13 protein-coding genes are annotated in these 16,546 nt (G+C 71.6%); 6 read left to right on the plus strand and 7 right to left on the minus strand.

Annotated elements, in window-relative coordinates; genetic code table 11:
- Nucleotides 1-31: 31 nt before the first annotated feature.
- From MRBLWH10_RS18405 to MRBLWH10_RS18420, 4 genes are read right to left on the minus strand one after another with little or no spacing between them, the layout of a single operon-like run.
- Nucleotides 32-640 carry an NTP transferase domain-containing protein gene (locus MRBLWH10_RS18405; RefSeq protein WP_341941044.1) on the minus strand — a complete coding sequence of 203 codons (609 nt, stop codon included), beginning with the start codon at nucleotides 638-640 and terminating at the stop codon, nucleotides 32-34.
- A complete protein-coding gene (locus MRBLWH10_RS18410; protein ID WP_341941045.1) occupies nucleotides 637-3,387 on the minus strand; it encodes a molybdopterin cofactor-binding domain-containing protein in 2,751 nt (916 codons plus the stop codon). Before MRBLWH10_RS18410 ends, MRBLWH10_RS18405 begins: the two co-directional genes overlap by 4 nt.
- Nucleotides 3,384-4,343, minus strand: coding sequence for an FAD binding domain-containing protein (locus MRBLWH10_RS18415; protein ID WP_341941046.1), 960 nt, complete (start codon nucleotides 4,341-4,343; stop codon nucleotides 3,384-3,386). The genes MRBLWH10_RS18410 and MRBLWH10_RS18415 overlap by 4 nt, the downstream gene beginning before the upstream one ends.
- Nucleotides 4,334-5,641 carry an XdhC/CoxI family protein gene (locus MRBLWH10_RS18420; RefSeq protein ID WP_341941047.1) on the minus strand — a complete coding sequence of 436 codons (1,308 nt, stop codon included), beginning with the start codon at nucleotides 5,639-5,641 and terminating at the stop codon, nucleotides 4,334-4,336. Before MRBLWH10_RS18420 ends, MRBLWH10_RS18415 begins: the two co-directional genes overlap by 10 nt.
- Before the next feature lie 285 nt (nucleotides 5,642-5,926).
- On the opposite strand from MRBLWH10_RS18420, the gene MRBLWH10_RS18425 reads away from it, so the two are divergent.
- Genes MRBLWH10_RS18425 through MRBLWH10_RS18440 form a run of 4 tightly spaced genes read left to right on the plus strand, consistent with a single transcriptional unit; the run spans nucleotide 5,927 to nucleotide 9,264 of the window.
- On the plus strand, nucleotides 5,927-7,276 hold the full coding sequence (locus MRBLWH10_RS18425; RefSeq protein ID WP_341941048.1) for an MFS transporter: 1,350 nt from the start codon (nucleotides 5,927-5,929) through the stop codon (nucleotides 7,274-7,276).
- A gap of 2 nt (nucleotides 7,277-7,278) precedes the next feature.
- Nucleotides 7,279-8,058 carry an SDR family oxidoreductase gene (locus MRBLWH10_RS18430; protein ID WP_341941049.1) on the plus strand — a complete coding sequence of 260 codons (780 nt, stop codon included), beginning with the start codon at nucleotides 7,279-7,281 and terminating at the stop codon, nucleotides 8,056-8,058.
- Nucleotides 8,058-8,498, plus strand: a complete 441-nt coding sequence (locus tag MRBLWH10_RS18435; RefSeq protein WP_341941050.1) for an RbsD/FucU domain-containing protein — start codon at nucleotides 8,058-8,060, stop codon at nucleotides 8,496-8,498. The genes MRBLWH10_RS18430 and MRBLWH10_RS18435 overlap by 1 nt, the downstream gene beginning before the upstream one ends.
- A 7-nt stretch (nucleotides 8,499-8,505) precedes the next feature.
- A complete protein-coding gene (locus MRBLWH10_RS18440) occupies nucleotides 8,506-9,264 on the plus strand; it encodes an IclR family transcriptional regulator (protein ID WP_341941051.1) in 759 nt (252 codons plus the stop codon).
- A gap of 282 nt (nucleotides 9,265-9,546) precedes the next feature.
- On the opposite strand, the gene xdhC is transcribed toward MRBLWH10_RS18440, so the two are convergent.
- The 3 genes from xdhC to MRBLWH10_RS18455 are packed head-to-tail and all read right to left on the minus strand — an operon-like array spanning nucleotide 9,547 to nucleotide 14,203.
- Nucleotides 9,547-10,377, minus strand: coding sequence for a xanthine dehydrogenase accessory protein XdhC (gene xdhC, locus MRBLWH10_RS18445; RefSeq protein WP_341941052.1), 831 nt, complete (start codon nucleotides 10,375-10,377; stop codon nucleotides 9,547-9,549).
- Between the two features lie 8 nt (nucleotides 10,378-10,385).
- Nucleotides 10,386-12,737, minus strand: a complete 2,352-nt coding sequence (gene xdhB, locus MRBLWH10_RS18450) for a xanthine dehydrogenase molybdopterin binding subunit (RefSeq protein ID WP_341941053.1) — start codon at nucleotides 12,735-12,737, stop codon at nucleotides 10,386-10,388.
- Nucleotides 12,734-14,203 (minus strand): FAD binding domain-containing protein, encoded by a 1,470-nt coding sequence (locus MRBLWH10_RS18455; RefSeq protein WP_341941054.1) that lies wholly within the window; start codon nucleotides 14,201-14,203, stop codon nucleotides 12,734-12,736. The genes xdhB and MRBLWH10_RS18455 overlap by 4 nt, the downstream gene beginning before the upstream one ends.
- A gap of 158 nt (nucleotides 14,204-14,361) precedes the next feature.
- Between MRBLWH10_RS18455 and coaBC the strand changes: the two genes are divergently transcribed.
- Both coaBC and MRBLWH10_RS18465 read left to right on the plus strand, forming a co-directional pair.
- On the plus strand, nucleotides 14,362-15,591 hold the full coding sequence (coaBC, locus tag MRBLWH10_RS18460; protein WP_341941055.1) for a bifunctional phosphopantothenoylcysteine decarboxylase/phosphopantothenate--cysteine ligase CoaBC: 1,230 nt from the start codon (nucleotides 14,362-14,364) through the stop codon (nucleotides 15,589-15,591).
- 45 nt (nucleotides 15,592-15,636) lie between these two features.
- Nucleotides 15,637-16,503, plus strand: a complete 867-nt coding sequence (locus MRBLWH10_RS18465) for a CoA ester lyase (RefSeq protein WP_341941056.1) — start codon at nucleotides 15,637-15,639, stop codon at nucleotides 16,501-16,503.
- Nucleotides 16,504-16,546 lie beyond the last annotated feature (43 nt).

Here is a 16,546-nt window from a genome sequence, read left to right on the forward strand (position 1 = left end):
ACGGGCTCCGGAGCGCGGGAGACGGGACGGCTCAGCCGAGCTCGGGCCAGGCCGCGAGGTCGGCGGGGACGTCGATGTCGGCTCCCGAGCCGAGGTCTCCGCACTCGACGTCGTCGACGAGCTGCGGATGCATCGCCATCCACACCCTCGCCCCGGAGTCGCCGAGCGCGGTGTCGGCCGCGTCGAACAGGTCGTCGATGTCGAACACGACGGGGGTGCCCGGCACGCCGTCCCACGCCGCTCTTGTCGCTCGACCCGGCCTGTGCGCGTCGAGGAGCCGTCGGATGACCGGCTCGCCGACCCCCGGCTGATCGACGAGGAGCACGATCACCACGTGGGGCCTCTCGCCCGCCGACCGGAGATGCCGGGCGGCGGCGCGCAGCGAGGCGCTCATGCCGAGCTCGGCATCGTGCACGTACACGGTGATCGCCGACGATGAGCGCCGACGCAGCCAGCGCCGCACCGTCGCCGCCTCGGGACCGATCGCGATCGAGACGCTGCAGCCGGCGAGGGCCGCAGCCCGAGCGGCCCTGGTCGCCAGCACCTCGTCGTTCCAGGGCAGCAGCGCCTTGGGTCCGAGGCCGAGACGCGATCCGCGCCCCGCGGCCAGCACGATCGCGTGACGGTGGTGCAGCGTCATCCGTCCGTCCCCCTCGTCGCATCGCGCTCGAGGATCGCGGCGTGGATCACGTCCCGAGTGAAGGGCGTCGTCGTCAGGCGGATGCCGGTGGCATCGCGGATCGCGGCCGCCAGCGCGGGGGCGACGGGGTTGAACGGCGACTCGCTCATCGACTTCGCCCCCAGGGGGCCCAGCACGTCGCTCGTCGTCGCGAAGGAGATCTCCGACCGTGGCACATCGGCGAACGCGGGCACGTGATACTGCCGCAGGATGTCGCTGGTCACGCGGCCGTTCTCGTCGACGTGCACGATCTCGTGCAGCGCGGCGCCGATCGCCTGGGCGATGCCGCCCTCGATCTGCCCGCGGCACTGCTCCGGATTCACCACCACCCCGGCATCCGCCGCGTGGATCGAGCGGAGGATGCGCAGCTCACCCGTGGCCTCGTCGATCGCGACGCGGAACCCCTGCACGTTGAACGCCACCGACCGCGGGGTCCCGCCCCAGTAGCCGGCCGCCTCGAGGGGGCCGGCGGCGGCGAGGTCGATGAGCGAGACCGAGTCCCCTCCGCGCATGACGCGGTCGCCCGTGAGCAGGCACTCGTCGACGGGGGCGCCGAGCAGGGCGGCGGCGCGGGCGCGGAGCTTCTCGGCGAGCGAGGTCGCCGCGGCGTGCGTGGCGCGGCCGGCGACCACGGTGCCGGTCGAGCCGAACGCGCCGGTGTCGTGCTCGACGAGGTCGGAGTCGGCCTGACGCAGCCGCACCCTCCTCGTCGTGGTCTGCAGCACCGTGGCCGCGATCTGCTGGTGCACGGTCGAGGTGCCGTTGCCGAACTCCGCGGTGCCGACGTCGAGCCCGAAAGCCCCGTCCGCCTCCAGGCGGATCGTGACGTGCGAGTGGTGTCCGCGCGGAGGCACCGTCGCGATCATGGCGACGGCGGCGCCCTCGCCGATCGTCCAGCCGGGCGCGAGGGCCACGGCATCCGCCTCCCTGTTCCTCGCGAGACCCGCCTGCACGTCTCGCACGCACTCGTCGAGACCGTAGCTGCCGATGATGAGGTCGGGCTCCTCGTGCGCGGCGATCATCGCGTCGTCGGCGCCGATGAGGTTGCGGGTGCGCATCTCGAGCGGATCGAGGCCGAGCCTGCGGGCGAGTTCATCGACCGTCGACTCGATCGCGAAGATCATCTGGCTCAGCCCGTAGCCGCGGAACGCGCCGGACGGGATGGAGTTCGTGTAGACGACGGAGGCGTCGATCTTCTTCGCCGCGGCCCGGTAGACGGCGATCGACTCGCCCACGCCGTGGAACATGACCCCCGGGCCGTGGTTGCCGTAGGCGCCGGTGTTGGAGCGCACGTCGACGGCGATGCCGGTGATCGTGCCGGAGGAGTCGGCGCCCATGCGCACGCGCATGCGGAACGGATGCCGCACGGTCGTCGCCGTGAGCACCTCCTTGCGCGAGAACTCGATGCGGACGGGGCGGCCCGTGGCCCTCGTCGCGAGCAGGGCGAGGTCTTCGGTGAGCATCTCCTGCTTGCCGCCGAAGCCGCCGCCGACGCGGCCCGTGTACACGCGCACCTCGTCCTTCGACAGTCCGAACACGCGCGCGAGCGCCCGCCGCACGAGGAACGGCACCTGCGTGCTGCTGCGCACGACGTAGCGGCCGTCGGCATCCTGCCAGGCGATCGATCCATGGGTCTCCAAGGCCGTGTGCGAGACGCGGTGCGTGTGGAAGGTGCGGTCCTCGACGATGGCGGATGCCGCGAGTGCCGCCTCCAGGTCGCCGACCTCGGAGTCCATCCGCATCACGATGTTGCTGTCTCCGTGCAGGACAGGCGTGTCGGGGCGATCGGCGACCTCGGGGTCGAGGTTGAAGGGCAGCACCTCGTACTCGACCTCGACGAGGCGCGCCGCACGGTCGGCGGCCCGCTGGGTCTCGGCGACCACGAGGGCCACGCGCTGGCCGACGAAGCGCACGACGTCGTCGAACACCATCGTGTCGTCGGGGTCGTCTTCGACGAGCTCGTGCTGGGCGGTGGAGAACGGCGTGCGGGGCGCGTCGGCGGCCGTGAGCACCCGCACGACACCGGGGGAGGAGAGGGCGCGGGCCGCGTCGATGCGGACGACGCGGGCATGCGCGTGCGGACTGCGGACCACGGCTCCGTACAGCAGCGCCCCCGGCAGCTCGTCGGGGTCGACGTCCATCGTGTACCGGACCGTGCCGGTCACGACGCCGAGCGCCGCGGGGGTGCCCGTCGCGTGACCGACGCCACCCGCACGGTCGTCGATGTTCTCGACGCCGTGCACCGCGTCCTCGATGCTGCGGTAGCCGGTGCAGCGGCAGATGTTGCCCTTGAGGGTGCGGTCGAGGTCGTGCTCGGCGCCCTCCGGCATCCCGGCGACCGTGCACACCATCCCGGCTGTGCAGAACCCGCACTGGAAGCCGGCCGCCCTGCGGAAGCGCTCCTGCACGGGGTGCGGATGCTCGGGGGTGCCGAGTCCCTGTACCGTCACGATGTCGCGGCCCGCCGCGCGGTGCGCCGGATACACGCAGCTGTGCACGGGGTCGCCGTCGACGATCACCGTGCAGGCACCGCAGTCACCGCCGTCGCATCCCTTCTTCACCCCGTACGAGCCCTGGTCGCGCAGCCAGGTGCGCAGGCACTGACCGGGTTCGGGGGCGACGTCGACCTCGCGCCCGTCGAGCGTCGCGGTGTGCACGGCTGCGGCGACCGCGGCATCCGCGCCGACCCTGTTCTCGATGATGCTCATGCCGATGTCCTCTCCATGCGCAGATCGCCGGTGACGCGGCCTCTCGCCCCGTCGACCCCGGTCGCGCCGGGGAGCAGCTCGGCGAGGATCTCGTCGCCGAGACGGTGGGTCATCAGGCGGCGCCAGGCCGGATCACCGTGGATGTCGTCGTACCAGCCGCCCGTGCCCGCCGCGGCCACGTCGATCGCGGCGCGCCAGGCGGCGGCATCCGCGGGAGTGGGGCGGTCCGCGCGTCGACGCCTCGCCTGCCCGTCGTCGGCGTGGAGGTCGAGCAGGACGGGACGGAAGACGGATGCCGTGACCGAGAGCCGCAGCGAGCGATCGGACGTGCGGCGGCCGATCAGCAGCGCCGCCGAGCGGCCGCGCTCGGTGAGCGAGAGGCGACGGAACGCGTGCCGCTGCCGCAGCGCCTCCGCGGGGACGAGGAAGCTGCGGATGAGCTCGCCGTAGCCGAGACGCGTCCTGGCGGGGCCGACGACGAGGTCGGCGACGGCGGCGCGGCGACGGCGCCCGTCGGGGCGCAGGATCAGAGCGGTGGCGCCCCACGCGGTGAGCAGCGAGATCATGGGGCCGGCGGGCAGGGCGGTGGCGACGTTGCCGCCGACGGTGGAGACGTTCCAGATCTTCCACGAGGCGACGAAGGAGTCGCACGCCGGCGGGATGACGTCGAGCCCCGGCAGCTGGGCGCGGGGGATGCCGCCGGGGAGCGGGTCGTCGGCGAGGGCGCGCAGCTCGGCGATGCGGCAGGTGGCGGCGATCTCGAGGTCGCCGTCCGGCGTCCAGGCGAGGGGCGCCCAGCCGGCGCCCGTGATGTCGAGCAGGCGGGTCGGGGCGCCGCGGGTGATGTCGGTGCCGTAGGAGTAGATGACCGTGCCGCCGGCGAGCCAGGAGTCGCCGGGGCGCCAGCTGCGCGGATCCGCGCACATCAGGACCTCGTCGACGCTCGTCACGTCCATGCGAGCGCCTCCTCCGTGCTCCGGGGTTCTGCGCCGGGCCCTCGTGCGCCCTGCGGGTCGGGATGCTGCGGCGCGGGGCGCTGCGGGTCGTCGACGCGCAGGTCGACTCCGTGCGGCGCGACGAGCTGCGGCTCCGGCGCGCAGACGCGGCGCGCGTCATGGACATCGCCTGTGGTGTCGCGCAGCTTGCGCTGGGGCGACGAGGTGAGGCCGGTGCGCGCGGCGGTCTCGACGAGGATCAGCTCGGCGAGCACGGACACCGCCACCTCCGCAGGGGTGCGAGCGCCGAGGTCGAGTCCGATCGGGGAGTGCAGCCGATCGAGGTGCGCGTCGGCGAGGCCGCCCGCGCGGAGCTCCTGCAGGCGCTTCTCGTGGGTCACGCGCGACCCCATGGCGCCGACGTAGGCGAGGTCGGCCCGGAGCGCGCGGTCCAGCACGGGCAGATCGAAGCGGGGGTCGTGGGTGAGCACGACGATCGCGGTGCGGGAGTCGATGCGACCGGCATCCGTCTCCGCGGCGAAGTGCTGCGCCGGATGCGCGAGGACGACCTCGTGCGCGCCGGGGTGCCGCGCCCGGGTGGCGAAGACGGGACGGGCGTCGCACACCGTGACGTGCCGGCCGAGCACGGCGGCGGCCTGGGCGAGCGCGGCGGAGAAGTCGTTCGCCCCGTAGATGACGAGGCGGGCGGGCGTCGCGCTCGACTCGACGAGCAGTCGGCGCGCGGCCGGGCACTCCGGAACGGAGCGGTCGGTGATCTCCACGACGTGCGCGCCGCCCAGGTCGAGGGCCGCGCGGACCCGGTCGCCGAGGTCCGCCGCCGTGTCGCCAGGGAGGAGAACGCGCGCTCGGGAGGAGGCATCCGCCGCAATCGTCCTCCCGAACGTGAGAACTCCTCCGTTGCGGGCGGCATCGTCGAGCGGCAGCTCCCGCACGAGCCGCAGGGCGCGGTCCGGGTGAGCGAGGGCGGAGAGGATGCCGGCGGGCAGGGTGCGCAGCGGCTGCACGAGCACGCGCACGTCCCCTCCGCACATCAAGCCGACGGAGATCCCGTCGTCGTCGGCGTAGCCGAAGGAGTGCAGCTCGACCTCGCCGGTGTTCAGGCATCCGATCGCCGCGTCGACCACGGCGCCCTCGACGCAGCCGCCCGAGATCGAGCCGATCGTGCGGCCGTCGTCCCGCACGGCCATGGAGGTCCCAGCGGGGCGCGGGACGGAGCCGGAGACTTCGACGATCGTGGCGATCGCCCAGCGATCGGGGTCGGCCAGGCAGTCGGCGTAGTCGTGCAGACGGTCGAGCATGGAGCACCTCCGGGTCACAATCCGCGGCGTCTTCGCCGCTGGTTGCCCGGTAGATGGTTGTGAGAACCCGCCTAGGCCTGAGGAGATTCTAGATCAGGCTCGGGGAAGTGTCCATAGTGCGGAGTCAGGATTCCGGATGGTGGAGATCTATCTCTCTGAGTGCAGGATTCAGGCTCGAGCCGCACGCAACAAAGTGCATCTATTGCACCGCTAGTGCGATAGATGTATCGTAAATCGGGAGCACAGTCGCTCACACATCCATCGACACTGCGCCAAAGGAGCCTCATGTCGAACGTCGTCAGTCCTCCATCGACCGCGCTGAGTCGCGCAGTGCGCAAGGCGCGGTGGCGCATCCTTCCCCTCATCTGCGTGCTGTACTTCATCGCCTACCTCGACCGCAACAACGTCGGCTTCGCGCGAGAGGCGATGAGCGCCGACCTCGGCCTCACCGCCTCCGCTTTCGGTCTCGCCGCCGGACTCTTCTTCATCGGGTACACGCTGTGCGAGATCCCCAGCAACGCGGGCATGCACCGGTTCGGCGCCCGGCGATGGATCTCCCGCATCCTGATCCCCTGGGGGCTGTTGGCCATGGGCACGGCGTTCGTCGTCGACGAGACGTCCTTCGCCGTTCTCCGCTTCCTCCTGGGCATCGCCGAGGCGGGGTTCTTCCCCGCCGTCGTCTTCTACTTCACCCTCTGGTTCCCCGTGCGCGAGCGGGCGGCCGTCCTCGGGGTGTTCGTGCTGGCTCAGCCGATCGCGAACATGATCGGAGCGCCCCTGAGCGGTGCGCTCCTCGAACTCGACGGCCTGGCGGGTCTGCACGGCTGGCAGTGGATGTACCTCATCCAGGGGCTCCCGGCGGTGCTGTTCGGCCTCGTGGTGCCCTTCCTCCTCACCGACCGGCCCGCCGCCGCGCGGTGGCTGACCACGGAGGAGAAGGACGCCCTGGATGCCGTCATCGCCCACGACGACGCCCGTGTCACCGCCGCGGACCACAGGTTCCTTCCCGCGCTGAAGGACCTTCGGGCCTGGGCCTACGCCCTGCTGAACTTCGGCATGGTCCTCGGCATCTACGGACTCGCGTTCTGGCTGCCGTCGATCGTCGGAGAGCTCGGCGAGTTCCCGCCGTTCCAGCGCAGTCTCGTGGTGGCGATCCCGTACGCGGCGGCCGCGTGCTTCGTGCTGTGGTGGAGCCGACGCGCCGACCGCACGGGCAAGCGCGCCTGGCACGTCGCGGTCAGTCTCGGCGTCGCGGCGATCGGCCTGCTGAGCGCGGGCATGACGCTCTCCGTGTCGCCCTGGCTCGCGATGGTGTCGCTGTCCGTCGCCGCGACCGGCATCTACACGGCGATCGGCCCGATGCTCTCGATGTCTGCCAGCCTCTTCGCCGGCGCCGCTGCGGCCGCCGGCATCGGACTGGTCGGAGCCGTGGGCAACATCGGAGGCTTCGTGTCGCCCCTGGTCGTCGGATGGCTGACCGACGCGACCGGATCGACGAAGGCCGGAGTGCTGCTTCTCGCCGGCGCTCTCGCGCTCACCGCCCTCGGAACGTGGCTGTTCGCCGGCCACCGTCCTGAGGGGGACACGACATTGGCCCTGGGGCCGAACGACACCCGCACCGAATCGGAGGCATGATCATGACAGACACGCAGGAACACGACCGCGCGCTCGAGCTGAGCGGACGGACGGCACTCGTCACCGGGGGCGGCATCGGCATCGGCGCCGCCATCGCGGAAGAGCTCGCGCGTCGGGGTGCGCGAGTCATCGTCACCTATCGCTCCCACGAGCCGGACGGAGACGCTCTCGCACGGCTGCGAACTCCGGACGGTCGGGACGCCATCGCCCTCCGCGTCGATCTGACGGTCGAGGACGAGGTGCGGCAATTGCGCGACAGCGTCGCGGGCAGGGGGATGCTCGACATCCTCGTCCACAACGCCGGCGGGCTCATCGAACGATCGACGATCGCCGAGATGCCCTACCCGCTGTTCCGCCGCGTGCAGGCGCTCAACGTCGACTCCGTGTTCCTCGTGACCCACCACCTGCTCCCGCTCATGCGCGAGGGCGGTCGCATCGTCACGGTGGCCTCGCTGGCCGGACGCACGGGAGGGCATGCGGGGGCGACCGCCTACGCCACGGCGAAGGCGGCGCTGTTCGGCTTCACGCGCGGGCTCGCGGCGGAGCTCGCCCCGCAGGGGATCACGGTGAACGCGGTGGCTCCCGGCTTCATTGAGGCGACACCCTTCCACGACACCTTCACCACCGCCGACTCGAAGGCCGCGACGGTGCAGGGAATCCCCGTCGGTCGCGCCGGCAGCCCCGCCGATGTCGCATCGGCGGTCGCCTGGCTCAGTTCGCCAGGCGCCTCGTTCACGACCGGCGTCGTGCTCGACGTCAACGGCGGACAGCACTTCAGCTGATGCTGCGCACACCGATCACGCACCCGGAGGTGCTGAGGGCGCTCGCCCGGGCGGGACACGGGTCGCTCGTGCTCGTCGCCGACGCGCACTTCGCATCGGCGACGGCCGTGAACCCCAGAGCGGTCGTCGTGCACCTCGCCCTCGCGCCGGGCTCGCCGCTCGTGCCGTCCGTCGTCGCTCTCGTGGCGGCGACGATCGAGATCGAGGCGGTCACCTCGATGGCCGCCCCCGACGAAGAACTCGGAGCGGTCGGACGGGAGGCCGCGTCGGCGGTCGGCGCGGCGCCGCACGGGTCGGTGCCGCGTGCGGAGTTCACCGCGCTCACCCGCTCGGACGACCTCGCGCTGTGCATCGTCACCGGCGACACGCGGCGGTTCGCGAACGCCATCCTGCGGGTCGGCGTCACCGCTCAGCGCAACCCCGGGCCGGAAGCGGCATGATCGGTACATGAGCTCGACCGTCTCACGCGCGATAACCATCCTGGAACTGTGCAGCGCCGAGCCCCGGAGCGCCGGGGACATCGCGACGATCCTGGGCGTGCACCGGACCACGGTGCTGCGCACGCTACTCACCTTGCAGGATGCCGGGCTCGTACGACAGACGAGCCCCGGGGTGTTCGGGACCGGCTTCCGTCTCGCCGCCCTCGCGAAGTCGGCCATGGCGCACTTCGATCTGCGCGGCATCGCCCACCCGCACCTGAAGGCGCTCAGCGACGAACTGCGTCTCACCGTGCAGTTCGCGGTCCTGGACGGCGATCGCATCCGCTACGTCGACAAGATCGAGCCTCAGGACTCGATCGTGCTGAACACGGAGATCGGCGGCGAGGTCGTGGTCAGCACCGCGGGCGTCGCGAAGGCGATTCTCGCTCACGTGCCGAGCGGCACGCGTCGTACCGTCCTGGATCGCGTCGCGTTCCCCGCCTACACTGCACGGTCCCTCACCGATCGGGAGAGCTACGAGCGAGAGCTGACCCGGGTCCAGGAGCGCGGCTGGGCCGTCGACGACGGAGAGTACGACGATCTGTCGAACTGCATCGCCGCCCCCGTGCGCGATCACGCCGGCGAGGTCGCGGGTGCGGTGTCGGTCACTGCCTTCCGGAGCCGTGTCGACCTGGACCAGCTCCGAGGTCACCTCGACACGCTCCTGGCGACGACCGAAGCGATCAGCCACCAGCTCGGCTACCGGCGCGAGGTCTCGGGCGACTGAACGGCGGAAGGCATCCGCAGTGGGGGCCGAAGGGAGTGCCGTTCGCCGGGGAGACTCCGTCGCGCCGACCCGTCGGACTACGCGCGGGCGTCGTGCACCCAGGTGCGCCCGAGCTCGAGGAGGACGTGGTCCGCGGTGAGCAGCGGCATCCCGTCGGCGAACGACTGCGCGAGAAGGAAGCGGTCGAAGGGGTCGTGGCGGGCCAGCTCCGGCTCCTCGCGCAGTGCGTTCGCATGGCGGGATGCGAGAGGAAGTTCCAGGAGACCCGAGCCAGGCCCGCAGCTATCCGCTCTGCCGTGCCTGCTCGTCGATCAGCTGCAGCATCCGTGCGGCGACGCTGACCGCGATCGCCGCCGGCTGCTTGCCCGCCACCTCGGGGATGCCGATGGGCGTGGTGACGCGCTCCAGGTCGGCATCCGTCTGCCCGAGCTCGCCGAGCCTCTTGCGGAACCGCGCCCACTTCGACGACGAGCCGATCAGGCCGATCGAGCCGAGGTCCGGGGTGCGCAGCGCCATGTCGACCACGGCCAGGTCCTCGACGTGGTCATGCGTCATGACGAGCACGTGAGCCCCCGCCGGCAGCGCGGCCAGCGCCGACTCCGGCACGGGGGCGTGCGTGATGTGCACCCGGGCCACGGCATCGGCGAGCACCCCGCTGCGGCCGGGTTCGCCCAGCCGTGCGACGTCGAGCATCGCCGGTCGCGAGTCGATCAGGTGCAGGTCGAGCTCGTGCCTGGCGAGGATGCGGGCGAGCTCGATCCCCACATGTCCGATGCCGAAGACGGCGACGGTCGGGACGACCCTGATCGGCTCCAGCATCATGGTGACCTCTCCTCCGCAGCACTGCACGCCGTACTCGGTCACGGCCTTGTCGCTCAGGGTCAGCGTGAGCAGCTCGGGCTCGGCGGAGCCCGCGGCCAGCATCTCCCTGGCGCGATCGATCGCCGTCTCCTCGAGGTTGCCTCCGCCGACCGTGCCGAAGACGGCACCCGGGGAGACCACCATCTTCGCCCCGCCGTTGCGCGGGGCGTGACCTCGCACGACCGCCAGGGTCACGACGACCGCGGGGCTGCGTCGTGCACGCAGCTCCTGCAGGGCGTCGAGCCAGTCCATCCGGATCCTCAGACGGACGCGAGCGCGGGCTGCGCCGCCTGTTGCGCCGTGCGCACCGCCCAGAACACCGCTTCCGGTGTCGCGGGCGACGCGAGCTCGACCGAGTGGCCTGCCGGTCCGAAGGCGGCCACGGCGTCGCGGAGCGCCTCGCGGGCGCTGAACGCGAGCATGAACGGCGGCTCGCCCACGGCCTTCGATCCGTACACGGCGCCCTCCTCGCGGGCGTTCTCGAACAGGCGCACGTGGAACCGCTCCGGCATCTCCGAGAAGCTGGGCAGCTTGTACGTCGATGCCGACTGCGTCTGCAGGCGTCCGCGGTGCGGGCCGTCGCTGGTGTCCCAGCGCAGCTCCTCCAGGGTCAGCCAGCCGACGCCCTGCACGTACGCGCCCTCGATCTGCCCGATGTCGAGCATGGGGGAGAGCGAGTCGCCCACGTCGTGCACGATGTCGACCCGGCGCACCCGGTACGCGCCGGTGAACGCGTCGACCTCGACCTCTGTGGCCGCCGCCCCGTAGGCGAAGTACTTGAACGGGGAGCCCTGCATGATCTCCGGATTCCAGTGCAGGCCCTCGGTGCGGTAGTACCCGGCGGCGAACAGCTGCACGCGCTGCAGATAGGCGGCCTTGGCGACCTCGGCGAACGACACCTTCTTCACCGGGGCGCCCAGCGCCGTCACGTACCCGCCGCCGAAGCGCACGTCGCGCTCGTCGACGCCGAGCAGGCGTCCGGCGACCGCCGCCATCCGGTCGCGGATCTGCTCGCACGCGTTCTTCACGGCGCCGCCGTTGAGGTCGGCGCCGGAGGATGCCGCCGTCGCCGAGGTGTTCGGCACCTTGTCGGTGCGCGTGGGGGCGAGTCGCACCGCGTGCAGCTCGACGCCGAGGGCGGTGGCGGCGACCTGCAGCATCTTGGTGTGCAGGCCCTGGCCCATCTCGGTGCCGCCGTGGTTGATCAGGATCGAGCCGTCCTTGTACACGTGCACGAGGGCGCCCGCCTGGTTGAAGGCGGCGAAGTTGAACGAGATGCCGAACTTGATCGGCGTCATCGACAGCGCGCGCTTGGCCTGCGGGCTCGTCGCGTTGAACTGTGCGATCTCGGCTCGGCGCGCGTCCACCTCGGCCTCGGAGGCGAGCTGGTCCCAGATCGTCGACATGCGCTCGGCGTCCTTGACGACCTGCCCGTACGGGGTGGTCTGCCCCTGCCGGTAGAAGTTGCGCCGACGCAGGTCGAGCGGATCGATGCCGAGCTGCGGCGCGACGCGACCGAGGATGTCCTCGATGAGGAACACGCCCTGAGGTCCGCCGAAGCCGCGGTAGGCGGTGTTCGAGGTCTTGTTGGTCTTCGCGATCTGCCCGTAGGCGTGCACGTTCGGGATCCAGTAGGCGTTGTCGATGTGGCACAGAGCCCGACCGAGCACCGGTTCGGAGAGATCGATAGACCATCCGCCGTCGCAGGTGAGCACGGCGTCCAGCGCCTGCAGCATTCCCTCCTCGTCGACGCCGACCTTCCAGGCGATGTGGAACGGATGCCGTTTGCCGGTCATCGTGATGTCCTGCGTGCGGTTCAGTCGCAGCCGGACGGGGCGTCCGGTGAGCTTCGCGCCGAGGGCCGCGATGGCCGCGAAGCCGTGCGGCTGCATCTCCTTGCCGCCGAAGCCGCCGCCCATGCGCAGGCACTGCACGGTGACCTCGTTGGAGTGGATGCCGAGCACGTGCGAGACGAGCTCCTGGGTCTCGGACGGATGCTGGGTGGAGCACTGGATGAAGTACTGCCCCTCCGAGTCGCGGATCGCGAAGGAGGCGTGCGTCTCGAGGTAGAAGTGCTCCTGGCCGCCGAACTCGGTGACCCCCTCGAACACGTGCGCGGCGGTCGCGAGGCCGGCGGCGGCGTCTCCGCGCTGCACGGTGCGCGGCGTGCCCTGGAACGACTGCGCGTCGAGGGCGTCCTGCACCGTGATGACGGAGGGCAGCGGCTCGTACTCGACCGTCACCCGCTCGGCGCCGAGGCGGGCGGCCTCCTGCGTCTCGCCGAGCACCCACACGAGCGCGTGGCCGTAGAACATGGCCTCGCTGGGGAACAGCGGCTCGTCGTTGCGGATGCCGGCGTCGTTGAGGCCCGGCACGTCGTCGGCGGTGAGCACGCGCACGACGCCGGGCACCTCGTAGGCGCCGGAGACGTCGATCGTGACCTTCGCGTGCGCGTTCGTGGACTGCACCGGCCACGCGGTGAGCACCCCGGCGGTGTGCTCGGCGACGTCGTCGGTGTACATGGCGGCGCCGGTGACGTGCAGTGCGGCGCTCTCGTGGGCGGCGCGCAGGCCGACGACGGGGTTCTCGGGGCGGTCGGCGAGCGTGCTCATGCCGGCACCTCCTTCGATTCGATGACGGTTCGGCTGTACAGCTTCAGCAGCGCGGTGTTGAGCATCAGCGAGCGGTACTCCGAGCTGGCGCGGTGGTCGGACATCGGCGTGCCCTCGGCGCCCAGGACCTCGGAGGCCGCGCGCACGGTCTCCACGTTCCACGGTCGCCCGATCAGCGCGGCCTCCGTGGCGGTGGCGCGCAGCGGCGTCGCGGCGACGCCGCCGAGGCCGATCCTCGCGGCGGTCACGACACCGGTGTCGATGTCGAGGGCGAAGGCGACGGCGACGCTGGAGATGTCGTCGAAGCGGCGCTTGGCGATCTTGTGGAAGGCGGTGACCCCCGCCAGCGGGAGCGGGATGCGCACGGATTTGATGAGCTCTCCCGGCTGGCGGACGGTCTGCCGGTACCCGGTGAAGTACTCCGACAGCTCGACCTCGCGCTCCACGACGTCTCCGTCGGGCCCCGCGCTCGCGAGCACGAGCCGGGCGCCCAGGGCGAGCAGCGCAGGGGGAGTGTCGCCGATGGGGGAGCCGGTGCCGAGGTTGCCGCCGAAGGTGCCGCGGTTGCGGATCAGGCGGGAGGCGAACTGGGGGAACAGCTCGGCGAGCAGCGGCACGGCGCCGTCGAGGCCCTTCTCGACCTCCGAGAGGGAGAGGGCGGCGCCGATCTCGACCAGATCCTCGGTCACGGTGAGGCCGCGCAGCTCGGGGAGGTGCTCGATCGCGACGACGAAGGGGGCGCGGCGGCCGCGGATGTTCACCTCGACGCCCCAGTCGGTCGACCCGGCGACGAGGAGGGCGTCGGGCTCGTCGCGCAGCATCCGCACGGTGTCGCCGAGGGACGCCGGTCGCACGAAGCGCGATCCGCCGACCTCGACGTCGGTGGCGACGGCGGCGGGCGCGGGCTGTGCGAGGCGCTGCTGGAGGGGGTCGTCGCTCTCGGGTGCGCCGAGGGCGTACGCGGCGTCGCGGATCGGGCGGTAGCCGGTGCAGCGGCACAGGTTGCCGCTGAGCGCGTGCAGGTCGAAGCCGTTGGGGCCGTGCTCGGCGTCGTGGACGGGGCACTCCTCTTCCGGCGCGGCGCGATCCGCGCGGTAGTACTCGCCGGCCATGCTGCACGCGAAACCGGGGGTGCAGTAGCCGCATTGCGAGCCGCCGGCCTCGGCGAGCTTCTCCTGCACGGGGTGCAGGCGCTCGGGGTCTCCGAGGCCCTCGGCCGTCACGATCTCCTGCCCGTCGAGGGCGTAGATGGGGACGAGGCAGGCGTTCACCGGCGTCCACGCGGTGCCGCCGTCAGGCGCTGGCGTCGCGAGGAGCATGGCGCAGGCGCCGCACTCGCCCTCGGCGCAGCCCTCCTTGCTGCCGGAGAGGCCGCCTCCGCGCAGCCAGTCCAGGGCCGTCGTGTGCGTCGCGGTCTCGGAGAGGGCGCGACGCACCCCGTTCACGGTCACGGCGGAATCGCTCATGGGCGTCTCCTCTTCGTCGAGGGCGGGTCAACATTCCGAGATGCGGAACTCTGTTTCTGAGTTCTGAAAGTAGCATTCGGGGTTCTGAAAGCCTATGACCACGGTCGGAGGTGGTCAAGGCGACCCGCGCGCGCGGCTGCTGAGGCAGAATCGAGAGCGTGAACATCGTCGTCGGGGTCACTGGCGGAATCGCCGCGTACAAGTCCGTGCAGCTCGTCAGGCTGCTGATCAAGGCCGGACACGAGGTGACGGTCGTCCCCACGGAGGACGCGCTGCGCTTCGTCGGACTGCCCACCTGGGAGGCGATCAGTCGCAACCCGGTGACCACCAGCGTGCACGACGACGTCGCCAGGGTGCGGCACGTCGCGCTCGGCCAGGGCGCCGATCTCATCGTCGTGGCGCCCGCGACCGCGAACACGATCGCGAAGATGACCGCGGGCATCGCCGACAACCTCCTCGGCACGACGCTGCTCGCCACCGAGGCGCCGGTGCTCATCGCCCCCGCGATGCACGCGGAGATGTGGCGGCATCCCTCGACCCAGGCGAACATCGAGACCCTGCAGCATCGGGGCGTGCACATCCTCGGCCCGGCCGTGGGCGAGCTCGCCGGCGGCGACAGCGGGCCGGGGCGGATGGTCGAGCCCGAGGACATCGCGGATGCCGCGCTCGCGCTGCTCGCCCCGAAGGACCTCGCCGGTCTGCGGGTCGCGATCTCGGCCGGCGGCACGCGGGAGCCCATCGACCCCGTGCGCTACCTGGGCAACCGCTCCAGCGGACGGCAGGGCGTCGCGCTCGCCGCGGAGGCCGCGGCCCGCGGCGCGGAGGTGACGCTCATCGCGGCGAACATCGCCGGTGACGTGCTGGCCGGGGCGCGGCATCCGTCGATCCGCATCCGACAGGCGGGCACCGCATCCGAGCTGGCTCTGGCGATGGCGGATGCCGCGGAGACCGCCGACGCGCTGGTGATGGCGGCGGCCGTCGCCGACTATCGGCCCGTCGAGGTGGCGCATCGCAAGCTGACCAAGGAGTCGGGCGGGATCCCGGTGATCGAGCTCGTGGAGAACGAGGACATCGTGGCCGGGCTGGTGCGTGCGCGCCGGGAGGGTCAGGTGATCGTCGGCTTCGCGGCGGAGACGCCGGAGACCGCCGGCGACGAGGAGGAGCTGCTCGCCCGGGCTCGGCGCAAACGGCAGCGCAAGGGCGTCGATCTGCTGGTCGTGAACGAGGTGGGCTGGGAGCGCGGCTTCGAGGCGGGCGAGAACGAGGTGATGGTGCTCGGGCGCGACGGTCTCGTGACGGCGACGGCATCCGGCTCCAAGCGCGCGGTCGCCGCTGTCGTCCTCGACGCGCTGCGACCCCTCTGGACGGCTGGGCGCACCTCGGTTTAGACTTTTCGGAATGTAGAAAGTGATTTTCACAGAACGGAAATAGTTATGAACGCTCCTCTGGCTCCGCTGGCGCCGGTGACCGCGCGCGAGGTCGCGCCTGAGCTCGCCCGCTCCTGGCTGCTCGTCGCGGCCACCCGTCCGGAGACCTTCGACGAAGCCGCCGCGTCCCACGCCGACGCCGTCGTGCTCGACGTCGAGGACGCTGTCGACGCCAGTCACAAGGACTCCGCGCGTCAGGATGTCGTGGACTGGCTGAGCTCCGGCGGCAGCGCGTGGGTGCGCATCAACGACGCCACGAGCGAGCACTGGGCCGCCGACATCGAGGCGCTGCGCGCAGCCCCCGGCCTGCGCGGCGTGATGCTGGCCAAGACCGAGTTCGGCGGGCAGGTCATGGACACCTATAACCGCCTCGGCGCCAAGGTGCCGGTGGTCGCGCTCGTGGAGTCCGCGATCGGCATTGAGAACGCGACCGAGATCGCCCGCGCCAAGGGCGCGTTCCGTCTCGCCTTCGGCAGCGGAGACTTCCGCCGCGACACCGGGATGTCCGCCGACCGTGAGGCCATGGCGTACCCCCGCGCCCGCCTCGTGATCTCCAGTCGTGCGGCCGGCCTCCCCGGTCCGATCGACGGCCCGACCGTCGGCTCCAGTCATCCGCTCCTGCGGGAGCAGTCGGCGATCACGGTCTCGATGGGGATGACGGGCAAGCTGTGCCTGTCGCCCGATCAGGCGCCCGTCGTCAACGAGGTCATCAGCCCTACTCGCACCGACGTCGAGTGGGCGTTCGAGTTCCTCGAGGACTTCGAGGCCAGGGGCAGGATCGTCCGCGACGGCAGCGATCTGCCTCGCCTGGGCAGGGCCCGCAAGATCATGCAGCTCGCCGAGGCGTTCGAGGTCCACATCGTGGTGCGCTGAGGCGCGCCTCCTCTCATCGCGGCGCTCCTCGCTCGACGACCGG

The sequence above is a fragment of the Microbacterium sp. LWH10-1.2 genome (genome assembly GCF_038397765.1).
GTDB lineage: Bacteria > Actinomycetota > Actinomycetes > Actinomycetales > Microbacteriaceae > Microbacterium > Microbacterium natoriense.